The organism is Massilia sp. CFBP9026, from assembly GCF_034045165.1.
Classification (GTDB): domain Bacteria; phylum Pseudomonadota; class Gammaproteobacteria; order Burkholderiales; family Burkholderiaceae_D; genus Telluria; species Telluria arenae.
The window spans coordinates 976,433-995,402 of sequence record NZ_JAXCWH010000001.1; the positions used below are offsets into that span (position 1 = coordinate 976,433).

Annotated in this window: 16 protein-coding genes; 9 read left to right on the forward strand and 7 right to left on the reverse strand. The window is 67.1% G+C overall.

All coding sequences use genetic code 11. From position 1 onward, the window contains the following. Positions 1 to 9: 9 nt before the first annotated feature. Complete coding sequence (locus tag SOM28_RS03965) at positions 10 to 393, forward strand: OsmC family protein (protein ID WP_320467283.1); 384 nt, start codon at positions 10 to 12, stop codon at positions 391 to 393. On the opposite strand, the gene SOM28_RS03970 is transcribed toward SOM28_RS03965, so the two are convergent. Next, entirely contained in the window at positions 390 to 1,322 is a 933-nt protein-coding gene (locus tag SOM28_RS03970; protein ID WP_320467284.1) for a LysR substrate-binding domain-containing protein, read from the reverse strand. The genes SOM28_RS03965 and SOM28_RS03970 overlap by 4 nt on opposite strands. Positions 1,323 to 1,484: 162 nt before the next feature. Here SOM28_RS03970 and SOM28_RS03975 point away from each other — a divergent pair, with 162 nt between their 5' ends. The 6 genes from SOM28_RS03975 to SOM28_RS04000 all read left to right on the forward strand — a co-directional run bounded on the left by SOM28_RS03975 (position 1,485) and on the right by SOM28_RS04000 (position 6,427). Beyond that, positions 1,485 to 1,757, forward strand: coding sequence for a XapX domain-containing protein (locus SOM28_RS03975; RefSeq protein ID WP_123070161.1), 273 nt, complete (start codon positions 1,485 to 1,487; stop codon positions 1,755 to 1,757). A 33-nt stretch (positions 1,758 to 1,790) separates the two neighbouring features. Then, positions 1,791 to 2,477 (forward strand): hydrolase, encoded by a 687-nt coding sequence (locus tag SOM28_RS03980; RefSeq protein ID WP_123070156.1) that lies wholly within the window; start codon positions 1,791 to 1,793, stop codon positions 2,475 to 2,477. 100 nt (positions 2,478 to 2,577) lie between these two features. Continuing rightward, entirely contained in the window at positions 2,578 to 4,473 is a 1,896-nt protein-coding gene (locus SOM28_RS03985) for an amidohydrolase (protein ID WP_320467285.1), read from the forward strand. A gap of 2 nt (positions 4,474 to 4,475) precedes the next feature. Beyond that, entirely contained in the window at positions 4,476 to 5,159 is a 684-nt protein-coding gene (locus tag SOM28_RS03990; protein ID WP_370663542.1) for a YoaK family protein, read from the forward strand. Between the two features lie 9 nt (positions 5,160 to 5,168). Beyond that, positions 5,169 to 5,729: a TMEM175 family protein gene (locus SOM28_RS03995; protein ID WP_123070159.1), complete on the forward strand. Its 561-nt coding sequence runs from the start codon at positions 5,169 to 5,171 to the stop codon at positions 5,727 to 5,729. A gap of 65 nt (positions 5,730 to 5,794) precedes the next feature. Then, positions 5,795 to 6,427: a response regulator transcription factor gene (locus SOM28_RS04000; protein WP_123070160.1), complete on the forward strand. Its 633-nt coding sequence runs from the start codon at positions 5,795 to 5,797 to the stop codon at positions 6,425 to 6,427. Between the two features lie 34 nt (positions 6,428 to 6,461). Here the strand turns inward: SOM28_RS04000 and SOM28_RS04005 are convergent, their stop codons facing one another. Both SOM28_RS04005 and SOM28_RS04010 read right to left on the reverse strand, forming a co-directional pair. Next, complete coding sequence (locus SOM28_RS04005) at positions 6,462 to 7,652, reverse strand: RNA-guided endonuclease InsQ/TnpB family protein (protein ID WP_320467286.1); 1,191 nt, start codon at positions 7,650 to 7,652, stop codon at positions 6,462 to 6,464. Beyond that, positions 7,643 to 8,269, reverse strand: a complete 627-nt coding sequence (locus tag SOM28_RS04010; protein ID WP_320467287.1) for an IS607 family transposase — start codon at positions 8,267 to 8,269, stop codon at positions 7,643 to 7,645. Before SOM28_RS04010 ends, SOM28_RS04005 begins: the two co-directional genes overlap by 10 nt. A 162-nt stretch (positions 8,270 to 8,431) precedes the next feature. Between SOM28_RS04010 and SOM28_RS04015 the strand changes: the two genes are divergently transcribed. Both SOM28_RS04015 and SOM28_RS04020 read left to right on the forward strand, forming a co-directional pair. Beyond that, positions 8,432 to 8,875: a helix-turn-helix domain-containing protein gene (locus SOM28_RS04015; protein WP_320467288.1), complete on the forward strand. Its 444-nt coding sequence runs from the start codon at positions 8,432 to 8,434 to the stop codon at positions 8,873 to 8,875. A 16-nt stretch (positions 8,876 to 8,891) separates the two neighbouring features. Beyond that, positions 8,892 to 9,500, forward strand: a complete 609-nt coding sequence (locus tag SOM28_RS04020) for a DedA family protein (RefSeq protein ID WP_147935475.1) — start codon at positions 8,892 to 8,894, stop codon at positions 9,498 to 9,500. 3 nt (positions 9,501 to 9,503) lie between these two features. Here SOM28_RS04020 and SOM28_RS04025 read toward each other — a convergent pair whose 3' ends face one another. The 4 genes from SOM28_RS04025 to SOM28_RS04040 all read right to left on the reverse strand — a co-directional run bounded on the left by SOM28_RS04025 (position 9,504) and on the right by SOM28_RS04040 (position 18,964). Beyond that, complete coding sequence (locus tag SOM28_RS04025; protein ID WP_320467289.1) at positions 9,504 to 10,427, reverse strand: diguanylate cyclase domain-containing protein; 924 nt, start codon at positions 10,425 to 10,427, stop codon at positions 9,504 to 9,506. Further along, the gene (locus SOM28_RS04030; protein ID WP_320467290.1) at positions 10,424 to 13,942 is read right to left on the reverse strand and encodes a hybrid sensor histidine kinase/response regulator; all 3,519 of its coding nucleotides are present in this window, start codon (positions 13,940 to 13,942) and stop codon (positions 10,424 to 10,426) included. Before SOM28_RS04030 ends, SOM28_RS04025 begins: the two co-directional genes overlap by 4 nt. 151 nt (positions 13,943 to 14,093) lie before the next feature. Continuing rightward, positions 14,094 to 17,570: a hybrid sensor histidine kinase/response regulator gene (locus SOM28_RS04035; RefSeq protein WP_320467291.1), complete on the reverse strand. Its 3,477-nt coding sequence runs from the start codon at positions 17,568 to 17,570 to the stop codon at positions 14,094 to 14,096. Positions 17,571 to 17,572: 2 nt separating this feature from the next. Next, positions 17,573 to 18,964: an oxygenase MpaB family protein gene (locus SOM28_RS04040; protein WP_320467292.1), complete on the reverse strand. Its 1,392-nt coding sequence runs from the start codon at positions 18,962 to 18,964 to the stop codon at positions 17,573 to 17,575. Positions 18,965 to 18,970: the final 6 nt, after the last annotated feature.

The following is an 18,970-nucleotide window of genomic DNA, read 5'->3' on the forward strand; positions in this document are numbered from 1 at the left end:
GAGACGACCATGCAAGTGACGACCACCCGCGGCAACGATAAGCTTCAATACAAGATCAGGATCGGCAAGCACTGCTTGACCACCGATGCGCCGGAAGCCTTCGGCGGCGACGACAGCGGCCCCGAACCGCACGATCTGCTGGCCGCGTCCCTGGCCGCCTGCACCGCGCTGACCGTGACGATGTACGCGAAGCGCAAAGGCATGCAACTCGACGACGTGCGGGTCGCCATCGACCACGGCCAGCAGGACGGCGCCTACGAGCTGCGCCGCCAGATCGAATTCGTCGGCCAATTGAGCGATGACGAACGCGCCCGCCTGCTCGACATCGCCAACAAGTGCCCGGTCCACAAGACCCTATCCGGCACGATCCACATCCACACCGAGGCCGTTTAAGCCTCTACGGGACCCGCGCACGGGTCGGGCAGCATGCGGGCGAATGTCGCGCCCATCCGCATGCGCTCGATCCACCACTTGAGCGCGGCGCCATCCTCGCCGCTGCGCCAGGCGAGATAGAAAGTCTCGTCCGCCTTCGGCTCCACCACCTGTTTTTCGATCAGCAAGCCCTGGTCGATGGCTGGTCGCGCCCATGCTTCCGGTAGAAAACCGAAGCCGAGGCCCTGGACCTGGAACTCGTACTTGGTGCGCATATCGGGCACCGCCAGTGTCTCCTGCCCGAACAGCAGGCCGACGGTGCGTGCGCCGAGCACCCGCGCCGAGTCCGAAACCGAGATCGCCCGGTAGGGAAGCAAGTCGGTCTTGTCGAGCGGATGTTCTAGCCTTGCCAGCGGATGGTGCGGGGCGACCGTGAACACGAAGGCGCTGGTGCCGAGCGGTTCGGCGGTATAGCCGCCGCCCGACGGGCCCTCGCCGGCGGCGCCCACCAGCAGGTCGACGCGGCGGTCGAGCAGGGCGTCCCAGGTGCCCGACAGCGACTCGCGCACGATGCGTAGCCGGGTCTGGTCGGCCACGCCATAGAAGGCTTCGATATCGGGCTGCAGGGCGCCGGCCGACAGCACCGAATCCATGCCCAGGGCGATCTCGGTCTCCCAGCCCGAGGCCACGCGCCGCACCCGCGATTCGAGGTCGCCGGCGGCGCGCAACAGGTAGCGGCCTTCCTTGAGCAGTTCCTGGCCGGCCGCGGTGAGGGTCACCTTGGGGCCGAAGCGGTCGAACAGGCGCACGCCGAGGTCGTCCTCGAGCTTGGAGACCGTGTAGGAGATGGTCGAGGGCACGCGAAACAGTTCTTTCGCGGCCCCGGCGAAGGAGCCGCGGCGGGCGATGGTTTCGATGATCTGGAGGGCGTCGAGGCTGAGCTTGAGCAATTGTAGGTCCCGTGGTGCGTGATGGCGCCATGGTAGCGCCAAGGCGCGGAACACACCAAGCCCCCGGGCTTTGAAAATAGCAATCTGATTCTATCGCCGCGGCGATGGTCTAACGATACTGGAATGAACGGGCGCCGGGTTGGCGCCTCCCGCAAGGAGGAGCTGGACATGTATCTGATTTCACTGGGCGCCGGCATCCTGGCCGGCCTGTTGTACGGCCTGATCAACGTGCGCTCGCCGGCGCCGCCCGCCATTGCCCTGATCGGCCTGCTCGGCATGCTGATCGGCGAACAGATCGTCCCGGTCGCCAAGCGCCTGATCGAGGGCGCTCCGATCACCGCCAGCTGGTTCGCCAGCGAATGCAAACCCAAGATCACCGGCGTGGCCGCCAAGGCGCCGGAGCCTGGCGTCAAGGACGGCCCGCGCCAGGGCTGATCCTCAAATTTTCATCACCAAAAGGAGAACATCATGAGCAATCCAAAACTCGAAGTCCTGACCCCGCAGAATTCGCAGCTGATCGTCATCGACCACCAGCCACAGATGGCGTTCGGCGTGCAGTCGATCGACCGCCAGACCCTGAAGAACAACGTCGTCGGCCTCGCCAAGGCGGCCAAGGTGTTCAACATCCCGACCACGATCACCACGGTCGAAACCGAATCGTTCTCGGGCAACACCTACCCGGAGCTGCTGGACGTGTTCCCGGGCCATCAGATCCTGGAGCGTACCTCGATGAACTCGTGGGACGACCAGAAGGTGCGCGATGCGCTCAAGGCCAACGGCCGCAAGAAGGTCATCGTGGCCGGCCTGTGGACCGAGGTGTGCAACACCACCTTCGCCCTGTGCGCGATGCTGGAAGGCGACTATGAGATCTATATGGTGTCGGACGCCTCGGGCGGCACCACCAAGGAAGCGCACGACATGGCCATGCTGCGCATGGTGCAGGCCGGCGTGGTGCCGGTGACCTGGCAGCAGGTGCTGCTCGAGTGGCAGCGCGACTGGGCCCACCGCGATACCTATAACGACGTGATGAAGATCGTCACCGAGCACTCGGGCGCCTACGGCATGGGCGTGGACTATGCCTACACCATGGTGCACAAGGCCCCGGCGCGCGCCCAGGGCACGCACGAGGTGCTGGCGCCCGTTCCAGCACGCTAAGTTTTACCGAAGTTATCGCCGCCGCACGCCCTCCAAAGCGCGCGGCGGTTGCCGCAAACCCGCCGGGCGCGTCACGCCCGGCGACATTTGGAGTACACGCATGAACCAAGCACAGTCCACCCCACCGCTCATTCTGCCGCCTCTCATCCTGATTAACGGTTGCTTCAACACGATCGACCGCGAACAGCCCCAGGCCAGCGCCGTCGCCATCCAGGACGGGCGCTTCCTGGCCGTGGGCGACACCGACTACGTGATGCGCCACCGCCGCGACGGCAGCCAGGTGATCGACCTGAACGGCCGCACCGTGGTGCCGGGCCTGAACGACTCGCACCTGCACCTGATCCGCGGAGGCCTCAACTACAACCTCGAGCTGCGCTGGGAAGGCGTGCCCTCGCTGGCTGACGCCCTGCGCATGCTGAAGGAACAGGCCGACCGCACGCCGAATCCGCAGTGGGTGAGGGTGGTGGGCGGCTGGAACGAATTCCAGTTCGCCGAGCGCCGCATGCCGACGCTGGACGAGATCAACGCCGCCGCGCCGGATACGCCGGTATTCATCCTGCACCTGTACGACCGCGCCTTGCTCAATCGCGCCGCCCTGCGCGCGGTGGGCTACACCAAGGACACGCCGAATCCCCCGGGCGGCGAGATCGTGCGCGATGGCGCCGGCAACCCGACCGGCATGCTGATCGCGCGTCCGAACGCGATGATCCTGTACGCGACCCTGGCCAAGGGCCCCAAGCTGCCCTATGACCTGCAGGTGAATTCGACCCGCGTTTTTCTGCGCGAACTGAATCGACTAGGCCTGACCAGCGCGATCGACGCCGGCGGCGGCTTCCAGAACTACCCCGAGGACTACGCCGTCATCGAGCAACTCGACAAGGCCGAGCAACTCACGATCCGCATCGCCTACAACCTGTTCACCCAGAACAAGGGCAAGGAGCTGGAAGACTTCCAGCGCTGGACCGGCATGGTGACGCCGGGGCAGGGCAGCGACTACTACCGCGCCAACGGCGCCGGCGAGATGCTGGTGTTCTCGGCGGCCGACTTCGAGGATTTCCTGGAGCCGCGCCCCGACCTCGATCCCGGCATGGAAGACGAACTGGAACGCGTGGTGCGTCACCTGGTAGCCCAGCGCTGGCCGTTCCGCCTGCACGCGACTTATGACGAATCCATCTCGCGCATGCTCGACGTGTTCGAGAAGGTCAACCGCGACATCCCGTTCGACGGCCTGCACTGGATGTTCGATCACTGCGAGACCATCACCCAGCGCAATATCGACCGCGTTGCCGCGCTCGGCGGCGGCATCGCGATCCAGCACCGCATGGCCTTCCAGGGCGAGTACTTCGTCGAACGCTATGGCAGCGCCGCGGCCGAATCGACGCCGCCGGTGAAACGAATGCTGGAAACTGGCGTGCCGGTCGGCGCCGGCACCGACGCCACCCGGGTGGCCAGCTACAACCCGTGGACGTCGCTGTACTGGCTGGTGACGGGCCGCACCGTGGGTGGCCTGCCGTTGTACGGCACCGCCGGCCACCTGCCGCGCCAGGTCGCGCTGGAACTGTGGACCGCGGGCAGTGCCTGGTTCTCCAACGAGCAGGAACGCAAGGGCCGCATCCGTGAAGGCATGCTGGCCGACCTGGCGGTGCTGTCGCAGGATTTCTTCAGCATCGACGCCGAAGAGATCAAGGCGATCGAATCGGTGCTGACCGTGGTCGGTGGCCGCATCGTGTACGGCGCCGCTGAGTTTACGAGCCTGGGGCCGCCGCCGATTCCGGTGCTGCCCGAATGGTCGCCGGTGAGCAAGGTGCCGGGCCATTGGAGGAAGGTCGAACCACGAGTGCAGCAAAGCGTGCAGCAGAAAGCACTGCCGCACCAGTGCAGCGGCCCATGCGGCGTGCACGCCCACAGCCATGACAAGGCGCGCCGCTCGAGCATGCCGGTGTCGGATTTCAGCAGCTTCTGGGGCGCGCTGGGTTGCAGCTGCTTCGCGTTCTGATGATGGCCGCTACTCCAACTCCATCGCGCTTGCAGGGTTTCAATATGGGCTTCCTCGGCGGCTATGTTGACACCCTGGGTTTCATTGGCCTGTTTGGCCTGTTCACGGCCCACGTCACCGGCAACTTCGTGCTGCTCGGCGCTTCGCTGGCCGATCCGGCGAACATCCCGTCGCTGCTGAAGATCCTGGCCTTCCCGGCCTTCATCCTCGGCATCGCCGCGGCGCGCCTGCTGGTCGCGTCGTGCGAGCGGCGCGGCGTCGACGCGCACCGGCCTTCGTACCTGCTGCAGCTGGTGCTGCTGATCGGCTTCATGGCCTGCGGCATGCTGTCCGAGCCGGTGGCGCGCGACATGTCGGCGCTGGCCATGGCGGCCGGCCTGCTCGGCACCGCGGCCATGGGCGCGCACAGCGCGGCCAGCAAGCTGCTGCTGGCCCACCTGGCGCCGACCTCGATGATGACCGGGAACGTGACCCAGCTGGTAATCGACACGGTCGATCAGCTGCGCGGCGCCGGCGACGCGGCCACCACGGCGCGCTGCAGCAAGTTCTTCTGGCCGCTGTTCGGCTTCGCGATCGGCTGCGCGGCGGGGGCCTTCCTGTTCCTGGCGTTCGGCTTCGTGGCGCTGGTCGTACCGGTAGCGATCCTGTGCCTGCACCTGGTCAAGCCCAGCCTCGACCAGGCATAGGAGGCCAATATGACCAAAACCCGCCTGGAGGCGTTCAGCGACGGCGTGATCGCCGTCATCCTCACCATCATGGTGCTGGAGCTGACGCCTCCGCACGGCACGACCCTCGGCGACATGCTGGCGGTCGTGCCAGGCTGGTTGCGTTATGCCCTGAGTTTCGTCTACGTCGGCATCTACTGGGTCAACCACCACGCACTGTTCGAGCGCGTGGAACGGGTCGACTGGGCGACGCTGTGGGCCAACCTGCACCTGCTGTTCTGGATGTCGCTGATCCCGTTCGTGACCGCCTGGGCTGCCGAATACCCGACTGCGCCGGCGCCGGTGGCCCTGTACGGCGTGGTGCTGTTCCTGTGCTCGGTGTCCTTCATGCTGCTGTCGTGGCGCCTGGGGACGCTGGCCGGCCTGGATCATGCCCACACCTGGCAGAACGCCAAGAACCGTCTGTCGCTGGCCATGTACGCGCTGGCGGTGGGAGTGTCGCTGTGGCAGCCGCCGCTGGCGGCGCTGATCCATGTGCTGCTGGCGGCGCTGTGGCTGGTGCCGAACCGGATCGAACGCGCGGCGTCGTGACTGGACGCCAGATGCCGGCGCTGGCATGATGCCCGTCGCCAGCCAAGAATAAAAAGAGGAGCACCGTGAACAGTCAACAGCGCACCATCGACGTCCTGATCGCCGACGACCATCCCCTGATGCGCGAGGGGATCGCGGCCGTGATCGCCAGCCAGCCCGATATGCGGGTGGTGGGCGAAGCGTCCGACGGCCTCGAGGCGGTCGCGCTTTACCGCAAGCTGCGGCCCCACGTCACCCTGGTCGACCTGCAGATGCCGCACCTGAACGGTATGGACGCGATCGCGGCGATCCGGGCCGAATTCCCCCACGCCTGCCTGGCCATCCTGACCACCTTCCGCGGCGACGCCCGCGCCATGCAGGCGATCAAGAGCGGCGCCCAGGGCTACCTGCTCAAGAGCTCCCTGCGCAAGGAACTGACCGACGCCATTCGCGTGCTGGCCGCCGGCCACCGCTACATCCCGTCCGAGATCGCCGGCGAGCTGGCGCGCCACCTGGGCCAGGAAAGTCTGACGGTGCGCGAGCTGCAGGTGCTCGAATTGATCGCCCGCGGCAACGGCAATAAGCAGATCGGCGCCGCCCTGAACCTGTCCGAAGACACGGTCAAGGGCCACCTGCGCAGCATCATGGATAAGTTGGGCGCCAATAACCGGACCCATGCAGTGACCATCGGCATCGAACGCGGCTTCCTGGAAATCTAACCGTTCCTTCAAACTTACGCGAAGCTATCCATAGTTAACTTGGCTGTTGAATTCCTGCTTCACCGGGGCCGGTTTCACCTCGCACTTGACGCGCGAGGCCAGTGCCTGCCCCTCCACAGGCCGATGCGGTGGAACTCACCGCCATATTTCTCAGGTTGATTGCCGCGTTGACGTCCCGGTCGTGCAGTGTGCCACAGCCAGGACAACGCCAATGACGCACCGCTAGTGGGAGCACATCCATCCGGTGCTCACAGCACGAGCATATCTTGCTGCTCGGGTACCAACGATCCACCACGACGACCTGACCGCCACGCCGCGCAGCCTTGTATTCCAGCTGGCGGCGCAGTTCACCAAATCCCATGTCAGCGATCGCCCGGGCCAGGCAATGATTTGCGAGCATGCCCTTTACGTTCAGGTCTTCGATACCGATGGTGTGGAAATGGCCGGTGATATAGGCGCTCAACTGATGCAGGCTATTGCGCCTCATATCAGCAATCCTGGCGTATAGCCGGGCAAGCCTGGCTTTCGCCTTTGCACGATTGCGCGATCCTTTGACTTTGCGCGAAACCTCGCGCGACAGGTGTTGCAGCTGGGCGAGCAGTGTGCGCAACGCTTTCGGCCCGTTAAACACGTCACCGGTCGACAGTGTGGCCAGCGCCGAGACACCGAGGTCGACTCCCACCGCGCCTTGGGTTTCGGCTGGCGGTTGAAGTTGATCCTTGATATCAACGGTGATGCTCGCATACCAGTGATCGGCAATCTGGCTGATCGAGGCAGAGACGATGCGCCCGAAGAAACGCAGGGATTCGTGCATGCGGACCCATCCCAGTATAGGAATACGGATGCGCTTCTCCCCGACACGGAACTGGTCATTGCTTAATGTAAATCGATCGTCACGGCCCTTGCGGCGAAAGGTGGGATAGCGGGTACGCCCTTTGAAGAAATTCTCGAATGCTCGCCCCAACTGCATGATCGCCATCTGCGGTGCGTTCTTGGTCACTTCTAGCATCCAGGGGAATTGCTTGCGCTTGATCGCGTTGAGCTGGCACCGCAATGCCGCCTCATTTGGCTTGTCCACCGCCGGGTCGACCTTGCTTGCCTCGTACTGTCGCCTCCACTCGACCAAGGCCCAGTTATAGGCGAAACGTGCAGTGCCGGCCGCACGCGCCAGATACGTCGCCTGTACATTATTCGGATCGAGTCGGATGCGATGGGCTAGGTACATTGCGACTCCTTGACTGCTGCACGCACGCCATCGATCAGCTTCTGGTTGCGGTGACTGCGGCTTCCATAGAGACGGGCCGAGAAGACGGTGATGATCTCGAGCACATCGCTGGCTAGCTCTTCTTCGAAATTGGTGTCCTCGCCCTGGTTGATGATGACTACTTCGACCTGTCTTGTCTGGCACAGGGCGAATATCAGCTCTGCGCCAAAACGCAGCAGTCGATCCTTATGCGTCAAGACCAGGCGTCCAACCTCATCTTCGACAATCCCGTCGAGCAAACGTTTCAAGCCCTTCTTGCGATAGTTCATGCCGGACCCAAGGTCGGCAATCATATCGAACGCCCATCCATGACTCGCGCAGTACAATTCAAGTACCCGCTTTTGTCGCTCCAGGTCCGCTTTCTGATCATGGCTGGAAACCCGAGCATAGGCGACAGTCTTACGCACCGCCTGAGCACCGCTGCGAGCTTCAGGTCGCAAGGCAGACAAGTCATACCGGCGCTGACCTCCTTCTGTTCGCAAAGGAGTAAGCCGACCGCTGGCCTCCCAGCGACGCAAGGTACTGGTCGAGACGCCCAAGGCCTGCGCAGCCAAGCTGATGGAAACGAACTTGTTCATAATGCATAAGACTGCATAAATTCAAACAAGTTCTCATCTAACTGTTAATAACCCCCACTTTCGTGGGGGGTAAGGCCGCCCCTATCTTGTCTGTGCAATATCTTGCACACACTGCAACATGCACTCCAGTTCGTTCGCGTCACGCCAACCCTGGAGAGCACCATGCAGACAGCGCTTCCGTCCCCAATTGCCACCTCCTGCCACGGCGGCCTCCCGCGCTGGCAGGTCAGGCGGGTCACCGACTACATCGACGCCAACCTGGGCGCCACCTTGCGCACGGCAAGCCTGGCGGCAACACTGGGCCTGAGCGTCAGCCACTTCACGCGCGCCTTCAAGCACAGCGTCGGCGTGCCGCCGCGCATGTACGTGATCCGGCGCCGGCTGGCGGCCGCCTGCGAGGCGATGGTCAGCTCGGACACGCCGCTGACGACCATTGCCCACGCCCACGGTTTCTGCGACCAGTCGCATTTCACCCGCACTTTCCACGAGGTGATCGGCCTTTCGCCCCACGTGTGGCGCTGCCTGAACCGGCCAGGCCTCGCCGCCGATCCGTACGAAAGCGAACAGAAGCGCACTATCGAACTGGATATGGTGGAGACTGCCTAACCCGTAGGAGTGCCCCGTGTTCGACTTCATCACCGAGTTCATGCAGAGCGGCGGTTACCTGGCCGTGTTCGCCCTGATGGCGTTGGAAAATATTTTCCCGCCAATCCCATCCGAGCTGATCATGCCGTTCGCGGGCTTCGTCGCCGCGCGCGGCGACCTGAACGTGATTGGCGTGTTGATTGCCGGCACCGCAGGCTCGGTGGCGGGGGCCTTGCCCTGGTATTACGCCGGCAAGGTCTACGGCAAGGAGCGCCTGGAGAAATTTGCCGACAAACATGCGCGCTGGCTGACCGTGACCCATGGCGACATCGAGCATGCGATGGAATCATTCGAGAAGCACGGACGCAAGGTCGTGCTGTTCGGGCGCCTGATCCCGGCCATCCGCACCCTGATCTCGGTGCCGGCCGGCCTGGCCGGCATGCCGATGGGACAGTTCTTGCTGTACTCGACGGTGGGTTCGCTGGTCTGGACCGGCATCCTGACCGGCGCCGGCTATATGCTGGAAAGCCAGTATGAACGGGTCGCCCACTACGTCGATCCAGTGTCGAAGGCGATCCTGATTGGCCTCTTCGGCTGGTATCTGTACCGGGTGGCGACCTTCAAGAAGCGCGCCAAGGCCCAGTAATCTTCAGACCGCGGCGCCGCCCTCGCGCCACCACACCTGGTTGCGTCCGCTCTGCTTGGCGCGGTATAGCTGGGCGTCGGCCGCCTCGAACAGTTCGGCTGGCCCTTCGTCGCCCTCCGGATCGAGCGTGGCGCCGCCGATACTCACCGTCAGCAGCGGCGCCACGCCCGACGCCTCGTGCGCGACGTTGAGGGCGATCACCGCCTCGCGCACCCCTTCGGCCATCCGGCGTGCTTCGAGCGCGTCGGTTTCGGGCATCATGAGCAGCAATTCCTCGCCGCCGTAGCGCGCCGCCATATCCCCCGGGCGGCGCATGGCGGCGCCCGCTACCCGCGCCACCGAGCGCAGCGCGCGGTCGCCGCTCGGATGGCCGTAGCGGTCGTTGAACTGCTTGAAGGCGTCGATGTCGAGCAGGGCCAGCGACAGCGGCCGTCCCGAACGCCGCGCGCGCTGCCATTCGAGGCTGTACATTTCGTCGAAGCGGCGGCGGTTGGCCAGTTCGGTCAGGCCGTCGATGTTCGCCAGCCGTTCCAGCATGCGGCGCTGGCGCACCACCTGCAGGTGCAGCGCCACGCGCGCCATTACCACGGTCTGGTTGAAGGGCTTGACGATGTAGTCCGAGGCGCCCATCTTGAGGCCGTTGGCCTCGTCCTCGGGGCGGTCCAGGCCCGAGATGAAGATCACCGAGATGTGGGCCGTCTGCGGGTCGCCGCGCAGCCGGCGCAGCACCTCGTAGCCGTCCATGTCGGGCATCATCACGTCCAGCAGGATCAGGTCGGGCAGGTGGCGCGTGGCGCGCTCCAGGGTCTGGGCGCCGTTGCGGGCCAGCAGCACCGTGTATTCGGGCTTGAGCAATTCGCCCAGCACTTCGCGATTGATGGCGTCATCATCCGCCACCAGCACTTTCTGGTTCTCCACTATGTTCATCGGCTGCTTTCGAGGCTGAGGCTATGACAGAGATCGAGTTGCGCCGCCAGCGCAGAGAGCGGCGCCAGCGCGGCAGCATACTCGATATCGGCGACAGCGCGCCGCACGCCATCGAGCGCGGCGTCGTACAGGTTCGGGTCGATGCTGGACGCGAGCAGCGCTTCGAGCTGGGCCAGCGCGTCCTCGGCGCGCGCATCGTCGCTGCGCAGGTGGCCCTCGAGGCGGGCGATGATCGCCGCCAGCGCCTTCGGATCGCTCGGCTTGGGCAGGGTGGCGGCGGCCAGCTGGGCCAGGCCCGCCAGCACCGATTCGGCGGCCGCCACCAGCGCCGGCACCTGGATGCCGACCCGTTCCAGCTGTCCGGCGCGCAGGTCCTGCTCCAGCCGACTGGCGGCGCCGGCCAGCTCGAAGGCGCCGACGTAGGCGGCGCTCGACTTCAGGTTGTGCGCCAGCCCTTGCAGGCGCGCGTGGTCGCCCGCCGCCAGCGCGTCGCGCAGGATGCGCGGCGCGGCGGCGTATTCGCGCACGAAGCTGCCGGCGCGCTTTTCCAGGCGCCGGCGCTGGCCGTCGACCTTGTCCAGGGCCAGGCGCCAGTCGATGCCGGGCACCGCCGGCAGAGCCGCCGTGGAGGCTGGGTCGTGGGCTGGGGCCTGCGCCTGGACGGCGGGCAGGAGCCCTTGCGGCGCCGGGCGCCCTTCCAGGCGCGCCGGGTCGATCCACTTGAGCAGGGTGCAGAACAGCAGGTCGGGGTCGATCGGCTTGGTCACGTGATCGTTCATGCCGGCCAGGCGGCTCAAGGCGCGGTCGCTGGCCAGCGCATGCGCGGTCATGGCCACGACCGGCAGTTCGCGCAGGCGCGCATCGAGGCGGATCTCGCGGGTGGCCGCCAGGCCATCCATCTCGGGCATCTGGATGTCCATCAGCACCAGGTCGTAGTCGCCGGCGCGCGCCATGCGCACCGCTTCCACGCCGTTGAAGGCGACGTCCACCTGCATGCGGGTAGCAGCCATGAATTCGAGCGCCACTTCGCGGTTGTTGGCATTGTCCTCGGCGAGCAGGATGCGCGCGCCGTCCAGGCGCGGCAGGTCGGCCATGGCCGGCAAATATTTTTCCATAGGTTCGATGGGGCCAAGCTGCGGGTGCAGGGCTTGCAGCAGGCTGTGATAGAGCAGGGCGGGACCGACCGGCTTGTGCAGGAAGGCGTCGACCGGCAGTTCGCCTTCTTCGTCCATCACGGTCTCGCGGGTGCAGGCCGAGATCATCAGGATCGCGGGCGGAGGGCGGTCGTGCCCGTGTTCTTGCGCGCAGCCGCGGATGCGGCGGATCGTCTCCATCCCGTCCAGCCCTGGCATCAGGTAGTCCATCAGCACGACCTGGTAGGGCTGGCCGGCGGCGTCGGCGTGCTTCAACAGCGCCAGGCAATCCTCGCCCGAGGCCGCGGTATCGGCGCGCATGCCCAGGCCGTCCAGCATCTCGGACAGCGCGCTGCGGGCGGTGGCGCTGTCGTCCACCACCAGCGCGCGCACGTCCTGCAGCAGGGCCTGGCGTACATTGGCGGCGGCGGACTGGCCGTCGGCGATCCCGAGCGGCACGCTGAAGGTGAAGCAGCTGCCCTTGCGCTGCGCGCTGCGCACCGCGATGTCGCCACCCATCAGTTCGACCAGCTGGCGCGAGATCGACAGGCCAAGGCCGGTGCCGCCATACTTGCGGGTGGTCGAGCTGTCGGCCTGGCTGAACGACTGGAACAGGCGCCCGATGGCTTCCTCGGTCATGCCGATCCCGGTGTCGCTGACGGAGAACGCCAGCGTCACGCGCCCGGCCACGGACTTGACCGCTTCGACCGCCACCACGATTTCGCCATGCTCGGTGAACTTGACGGCATTGCTGGTCAGGTTGATCAGCACCTGGCCCAGGCGCAGCGGGTCGCCGACCAGGCGCGTCGGCACACCCGGCCCGACCCGGAACACCAGCTCGAGGCCCTTGGCTTCTGCCTTCACCGCGGTGAGGCTGGACAGGTGTTCGAGCAGCTCGTCCAGGTCAAACTGCACCTCCTCGAGATGCAGTTTGCCGGCCTCGATGCGCGAAAAATCGAGGATGTCGTTGATGATGCCCATCAGGTGTTCGCTCGCGCCAAGGATCTTGCCCAGGTAGTTGCGCAGGGCGGGCGCCGGTTCGCTCATCAGGGCCAGCCGGCTCATGCCGATGATGGCGTTCATCGGGGTGCGGATCTCGTGGCTCATATTGGCCAGGAACTCGGATTTCATGCGGGTGCTGGCTTCGGCGCGCAGCATCGCTTCGCGGATCGCCTTGGTGCGCAGGCCCAGGATGCGCATGAAGACCAGCATGTCGAAGGTGCTGCCGAACACCAGTGCGTGCATGGTCCAGAAGTTGGCCGGCAGCCTGCCGTCGATCAGCTGGGCGGTGATCAGCGCGCAGGCGAAGGCCCCGGCCCAGCCGATCAGGAAATAGGTGCCGACCATGTCGCCGGCGCGCGCGCGGCGGAAGGCGCCGGGCAGGCCGAGCAGCATCGGCAGGATGCCGAGCGTGCCCACGATCATGACCAGGTAGCGATGGCTGATCAGGCCAAAGCCGAAGCCCAGCGCCGTCACCACGCACAGGGCGGCCAGGGTCTTCATCAGCAGGCTGAAGATGCGGTCGCGTCCGGGGCGGGCCAGCGACTGCTCGACGAACAGGTAGGCGCCGCATGAGGCCAGGATCGATGCGATGCCGGCCCCGTGTTCGAGCAGCCAGGCGTTGCCGGGCCAGACGTACTGGCCGGCGATGCCGAACCAGGCGGCCGAGTACACGGTCACCCCGGCCGCCAGCAGCGCGTACTTGCCGAACAGGTGGTCGCGCAGCGTGGTCCACTGCCCGATCGCATACAGGAACAGGGTGATGCGCAGTCCCAGCAGCAGTCCTTGCAGGATCTGCTCGCCCAGCGCATTGGGCAGCACGGCGTGCGGCTGCATGAAGGTGATCGGCAGGATCTTGGGGCCGACCGAGCGCACGCGCAGCAAGACCGTGTAGTCGGTGCCGGGAATCAGGCGCAGCAGGGCGCCCGGCACCCGGCCGGCAAGCGATTCGCCGGACTGCGCCTGCATGCGGCCCAGGCTGGCGATCTTCTCCAGACCTTCGGGGCGGGCCAGATAGACGTCCAGTTCGTCGAGCAGGGCGTAGTCGACCTGCAGCACCCAGCCATTGGTGGCGTCTTTCGGCACCGTCACCGGGATGCGCAGCCAGGTGGTCCCGGGCAGCATGCCCAGGGTCGCGTAGGCGGTGCGCGGCTGCTCGAAGCGCTCCGGCGCCGCCAGTGCGGCCGCCGCGTCCAGGCGGCTGTCGGCGTCGTGCAGTACGGTCACCGCCGGCCAGGCCTCGATCACCTGGGCGTCGCGCGCCAGCTGCAGCGGCGCGGCCAGCGCCGGCAGCGCACAGAGCATCAGGAGCATGAGCGCCATCGCCAGGCGCACGAAGGCGCCAGGGGCCGGGAGGTGCGGGACAGATGGCGTGGGCGTCATGGATCTTTCGGTAGAGGCGGCAGGCGAACCGCTCGGCAGTCTAGCAGGAAGACTCTGCCGTGGACAGTGCCAGTGCACCCCGCAACCGGCCCTGGGTGGCGCGCGGTAGCGCGGCGCAGTACCGGACCGATGTGCGGGGCGGCGCGCCGCCTCAGGCACTGTCCTCGGTCTGGGGCACGATCTGGACTCCAATCCGCTGCGCCAGCCGCGCCAGCGGCGCCAGCCCGGCGCCGTATTCGACCTCGTCGATGGCGCGCCGCAGCGGCGCCAGGTCCTGCGCGCATGGGCGGCCGGCCAGCAGCGCTTCGAGCTGGTCGAGCGCATCCTCGGCGCGGGCATCGTCGGCGCGCAGCCAGGCGTCGAGCCGGGCCAACACCTCCGCCAGCGCCTGCGGATCGGATGGCTGCGGGCGGCCGGCGGCCGCCAGCTGGGCCAGGCCGGCCAGCACCGGTTCGGCGGCGGCAATCAGCGCCGGCACCTGGACCCCGATCCGTTCATGCAGTCCGGTGCGCAGGTCCTGGTCGAGGCGGCCGGCGGCGGCGGACAGCTCGAAGGCGCCTATATAGGCCGCGCTCGACTTGAGGTTGTGCGCCAGCGACTGCATGCGCGCATGGTCGCCGCCGTTCAATGCCTCGCGCAGGATGTCGGGCGCGCTGCCGTATTCGCGCACGAAACTGCCGGCGCGTTTTTCGAGCCGGCTGCGCTGGCCGTCGACATTGTCCAGGGCCAGGCGCCAGTCGATGCCCGGCACGGCCGGCAAGGCGCGCGCGCCCGTCGCCGGCTGCGCCGTCGCCGCTCCTTGCCCCGAGGCTTGCGGGATGGTGCGGCCGGCCAGGCGCGCCGGGTCGATCCACTTGAGCAGGGTGCAGAACAGCAGGTCGGGGTCGATCGGCTTGGTCACGTGGTCGTTCATGCCGGCCAGGCGGCTTTGCGCGCGGTCGCTGGCCATGGCGTGCGCCGTCATGGCCACGATCGGCAGCGTGCGCAGGCGCGGATCGAGGCGGATCTGGCGCGTGGCCGCGTGGCCGTCCAGCTCCGGCATCTGGATGTCCATCAGCACCAGGTCGTAGTCGCCCTCGCGCGCCATGCGTACCGCTTCCACGCCGTTGAAGGCGACGTCGACTTGCATGCGCGCGGCCGCCATGAAGTCGAGCGCGACCTCGCGGTTGTTGGCGTTGTCCTCGGCCAGCAGGATGCGCGCGCCGTCCAGGCGCGGCAGGTCGGCCATGATGCCTGGCGGCGTGCGCTCGGCGCCTTCGTCGACATTGTCCTGTGCCGGTACGTTGTGCGGATGCAGCACCTGCAGCATGCTGTGGTAGAGCAGCGCCGGGCCGACCGGCTTGTTGATGAAGGCGTCGACCGGCAGTTCACCGGCCGTTTCCAGCACCGCCTCGCGGCCGACGGCCGACACCATCAGGATCGCCGGCGGCGTGGCCCCGGCCACATGGGCGGGGATGCGGCGGATGGTGGCGATGCCGTCCAGGCCGGGCATCAGGTAATCCATCAGCACGATCTGGTAGGGGCGGCCTTCGGCCTGCGCCGCGGCCAGCATGCGCAGGCATTCCTCGCCCGAGGCGGCGCTGTCGGCCTGGGCGCCGAAGGTGTCGAGCATCTCGGCCAGCGCGGTGCGCGCGCTGGCGCTGTCGTCGACCACCAGGGCGCGCAGGTCGGTCAGGATCGCCGGGCGCAGCGCGCCGGCGCCACCCTGGCCGTCGTCGATCCCGAGCGGGACGGTGAAGGTGAAGCGGCTGCCGGCGCCGGGCGTGCTCTGGACCGAGATCGTTCCTTTCATCAGCTCGACCAGCTGGCGCGAGATCGACAGGCCCAGGCCAGTGCCGCCGTACTGGCGGGTGGTCGAGCTGTCGGCCTGGGTGAAGGAGTCGAACAGGTATTCGAGCTGGCCGGCGGTCATGCCGATGCCGGTGTCGCTGACCGAGAACGCCAGCATGACCCGGCCGTCGCCGGCCGCACCGGGCCGTGCCTCGACCGCGACCACGATCTCGCCGTGCTCGGTGAACTTGACCGCGTTGCCGGTCAGGTTGATCAGCACCTGGCCCAGGCGCAGCGGATCGCCCACCAGCCGCGCCGGCACGCCGGGCCCGACCCGGAATACCAGCTCGATGCCCTTGGCGTCGGTTTTCACCCCGACCAGGTTGGACAGCTGTTCGAGCATCTCGTCGAGCGAGAACGGCACCGCCTCCACCGACATCTTGCCGGCCGCGATCTTCGAGTGGTCGAGGATGTCGTTGATGATGCCCAGCAGGTGTTCGCCGGCGCCCAGGATCTTGGATAGGTAGTTGCCCAGTCTTGGATTCGGATCGGCCATCAGGGCCAGCCGGCTCATGCCGATGATCGCGTTCATCGGGGTGCGGATCTCGTGGCTCATATTGGCCAGGAACTCGGACTTCATGCGCGCCTCGGTTTCGGCGCGCTGCATCGCCTCGCGCAGCGCCTTGGCGCGCAGGCTCAGGATGCGCATGAAGACCAGCATGTCGAAGGTGATGCCCAGCTGCAGCGAGTGGGCGGTCCAGAAGTTGACCGGCACCTCGCCGGCGGCCAGCAGGGTCTGGGTGATCGTGCCGCCGTAGCTGGCCACCCAGCTGACCAGGAAATAGGCGCCGATCGCGTCGCGCTCGCGCATGCGCCGGAATGCCGCCGGCACGCCGAGCAGCATCGGCACCGCGCCGACCGTGGAGGTGATGACGATCATCGGCAGGTGCGCGATCCAGTCGAAGGCCCAGGCCACGGCGGACAGCGCGCAGATCGCGGCGCCGCTGCGCATCACGATCCGGAACTTGCGGTCGCGCCCGGGCCGCGCCATGATCTGCTCGACGAACAGGTAGGCGCCGACCGAGCCGATCATCGACGAGATCCCCATCATATGCTCGCTGAGCCACAGGTGGTCGCGCCACAGGAACTGCTCGGCCGTGCCGTACCAGGTCGCAAGGTAGACGGTCAGGCCGCCGATGAACAGCGCATATTTGAGGAACAGGCCGTCGCGCAGGGCGACCCACTGGCCCACGCTGTACAGCACCAGGCAGGCGGCAATGCCGAGCAGCAGGCCTTGCAGCATCTGCTCCACGAGCGAGGCCTGGTGGAAGGCGTCCGGCTGGAAGAAGGTCACCGGCAGCAGCTTCGGGCCGCGCGACTGCACCCGCACCAGCAGGGTGTAGTCGTGGCCGGGAGTGAGCTCGAGCGCGATGGCGGGGACGCGCCCCTTGAGCGCGCCTTCCATATCCTGGCGCCGGCCGGTGGCCGCCAGCTTGCGCAGCGCTTTGCCATCGACCAGGTAGACGTCGAGGTATTCCAGCAGCGCGACGTCGAACTGCACCACCCAATGCGCAGGGGCGTCGGGCGCGACCCGGAACGGGATGCGGATCCAGCTCGGCGCCGGATTCAGGCCCAGGGTGCCATAGGCCTTGTCGGGCGCCGCAAAGCGTTCCGGCGCGGCCAGGGCGCCGGCCGCGTCCAGGGTCTTGCTGGTGTCGCGCAGCAGGCTCGCCGCGGGCCAGCCTTCGACCGCCGGGGTGTCGGCGGCCAAGAGTACGACGCTGGCCGGGGCAGCGCCGGCGCCGTTGGACAGTAAAAGGCAGAGCGCCAGGCCGAGGAAGATGGACAGGGCGCGCATGGTCAAGCCGCCCGTTTGTCTGCTTCGGGGTCAGCGCCGGAGTCTGCCGTTGCCGCGGTGCGGTGCCCGGCCAGCTTCGCTTCGAGCCGGTTCATCCAGCGCGGGGCGCGCGGATCGTGGCGCCACTGGCCGAGCGCATCCTGCACCTGGCCCAGCAGGGCGTCGGGCAGGCGCAGGGGCCGGGTCTGGTCCATCAGGAAGCGGGTCACCAGGCGGTAGCCGAAGGCGCGCGTGAGCATGCGGCTGATCGAGAAGCCCGGCACGATGAGGCGCACGGTGGCGTCGATGGCGCGCACCAGGGCCAGGCCGCCCGCGAACACGAGCCGTGAGACTAGCGGCCGGCGCTTGTTCAGCCCGAGATCGGCGCTGGCGTCGCGCCCGCACAGGTGGCGCGTGAGCAGGGTCGGGAAGGGCTTGAACAGGCGCAGTGGAATCTCGTCTTCCATGGCGCGCATCAGGGCCGCCGCCAGGGCCGGACGCGGATCCGGCGCCCGCACCAGCTCCCGTCCGCGCGCCTGGATCTCCGTGAACGCCTGCTGCGCCTGTTCCATGGTATCGGGCATCAGGGAGCGCTCGATCCCGAGCATGTGACCCAGGACGTTCCAGGCATGCAGGTAGTCTTCCTCGTCCTGGCGCTCCAGGCCCAGGCCCAGCTTGCGCAGGCTGCGCAGGAATACATAGTGGAAGGTCAACAGGGTATAGGCCAGCTCTTCCTGGTTGCACGGCAGGCCGTTGCGCTCGGTGTCCCAGCCGTGGGCATACAGCGTGTGGTAGATGCCGCCGCCGGCGGGCAGCAGTGGCCGCACGGGACCGGCGCCGAGCGAATCCTCGGGCGAGCCGCGCAGGATCAGGTGGCGGATGGTGGCGTGGATCAGCCTGACCTTCAGCGCCTGGGCCACGCCGGCGCCCTCGCCGGCGGTCAGTCCGCCCGCGAGCATGACGGGAAAGATCATGGCGGCGGTGGCGCGCACCCGGTAGTCGGTGTGCGCCTCGAGCTGGCCTGCCGCGTGCAGCACGGCCGACAGGTCGGGCAGCACGTAGCACTCGGGCAGGCTGGCGCAGAACAGCAGGGTGCAGGACAGCATGCTCATGTCCATGAACAGGCTTTCGGCGCGCGCGATGCGCTCCGGCTCGGCCCACGCGGGCAGGGCCAGGCAGCCGGCCAGGTAATCCTTCAGCGCCGCCGCGGCACGCGGATCGAGACCGGGGCCCGGTTGCCAGTGCGCCAGACCGCCATTGCTATCCCAGCGCGCCAGCTCGCGATTGACCGCGGCGATGCGGTCGGCCAGCTGCTGTGGCCCGTCGGCCCCGGCCAGCATGCCGGAGACGGCAAGGTCGGCAGGCGGATCGGCGCGCATGGATGGGGAAGGCATATGGGGTGCATCGCGGTGCATATGGGC

Excerpts from the sequence above, each read along its gene's own strand:
- SOM28_RS03985 (WP_320467285.1), top strand. The coding sequence starts at position 2,578 with ATGAACCAAGCACAGTCCACCCCACCGCTCATTCTGCCGCCTCTCATC.
- SOM28_RS04005 (WP_320467286.1), bottom strand. The coding sequence starts at position 7,652 with ATGTACCTAGCCCATCGCATCCGACTCGATCCGAATAATGTACAGGCG.
- SOM28_RS03990 (WP_370663542.1), top strand. The coding sequence starts at position 4,476 with ATGGCCGCTACTCCAACTCCATCGCGCTTGCAGGGTTTCAATATGGGC.
- SOM28_RS03995 (WP_123070159.1), top strand. The coding sequence starts at position 5,169 with ATGACCAAAACCCGCCTGGAGGCGTTCAGCGACGGCGTGATCGCCGTC.
- SOM28_RS04015 (WP_320467288.1), top strand. The coding sequence starts at position 8,432 with ATGCAGACAGCGCTTCCGTCCCCAATTGCCACCTCCTGCCACGGCGGC.
- SOM28_RS04030 (WP_320467290.1), bottom strand. The coding sequence starts at position 13,942 with ATGACGCCCACGCCATCTGTCCCGCACCTCCCGGCCCCTGGCGCCTTC.
- SOM28_RS04040 (WP_320467292.1), bottom strand. The coding sequence starts at position 18,964 with ATGCACCGCGATGCACCCCATATGCCTTCCCCATCCATGCGCGCCGAT.
- SOM28_RS04035 (WP_320467291.1), bottom strand. The coding sequence starts at position 17,570 with ATGCGCGCCCTGTCCATCTTCCTCGGCCTGGCGCTCTGCCTTTTACTG.
- SOM28_RS03965 (WP_320467283.1), top strand. The coding sequence starts at position 10 with ATGCAAGTGACGACCACCCGCGGCAACGATAAGCTTCAATACAAGATC.
- SOM28_RS04010 (WP_320467287.1), bottom strand. The coding sequence starts at position 8,269 with ATGAACAAGTTCGTTTCCATCAGCTTGGCTGCGCAGGCCTTGGGCGTC.
- SOM28_RS04025 (WP_320467289.1), bottom strand. The coding sequence starts at position 10,427 with ATGAACATAGTGGAGAACCAGAAAGTGCTGGTGGCGGATGATGACGCC.
- SOM28_RS03980 (WP_123070156.1), top strand. The coding sequence starts at position 1,791 with ATGAGCAATCCAAAACTCGAAGTCCTGACCCCGCAGAATTCGCAGCTG.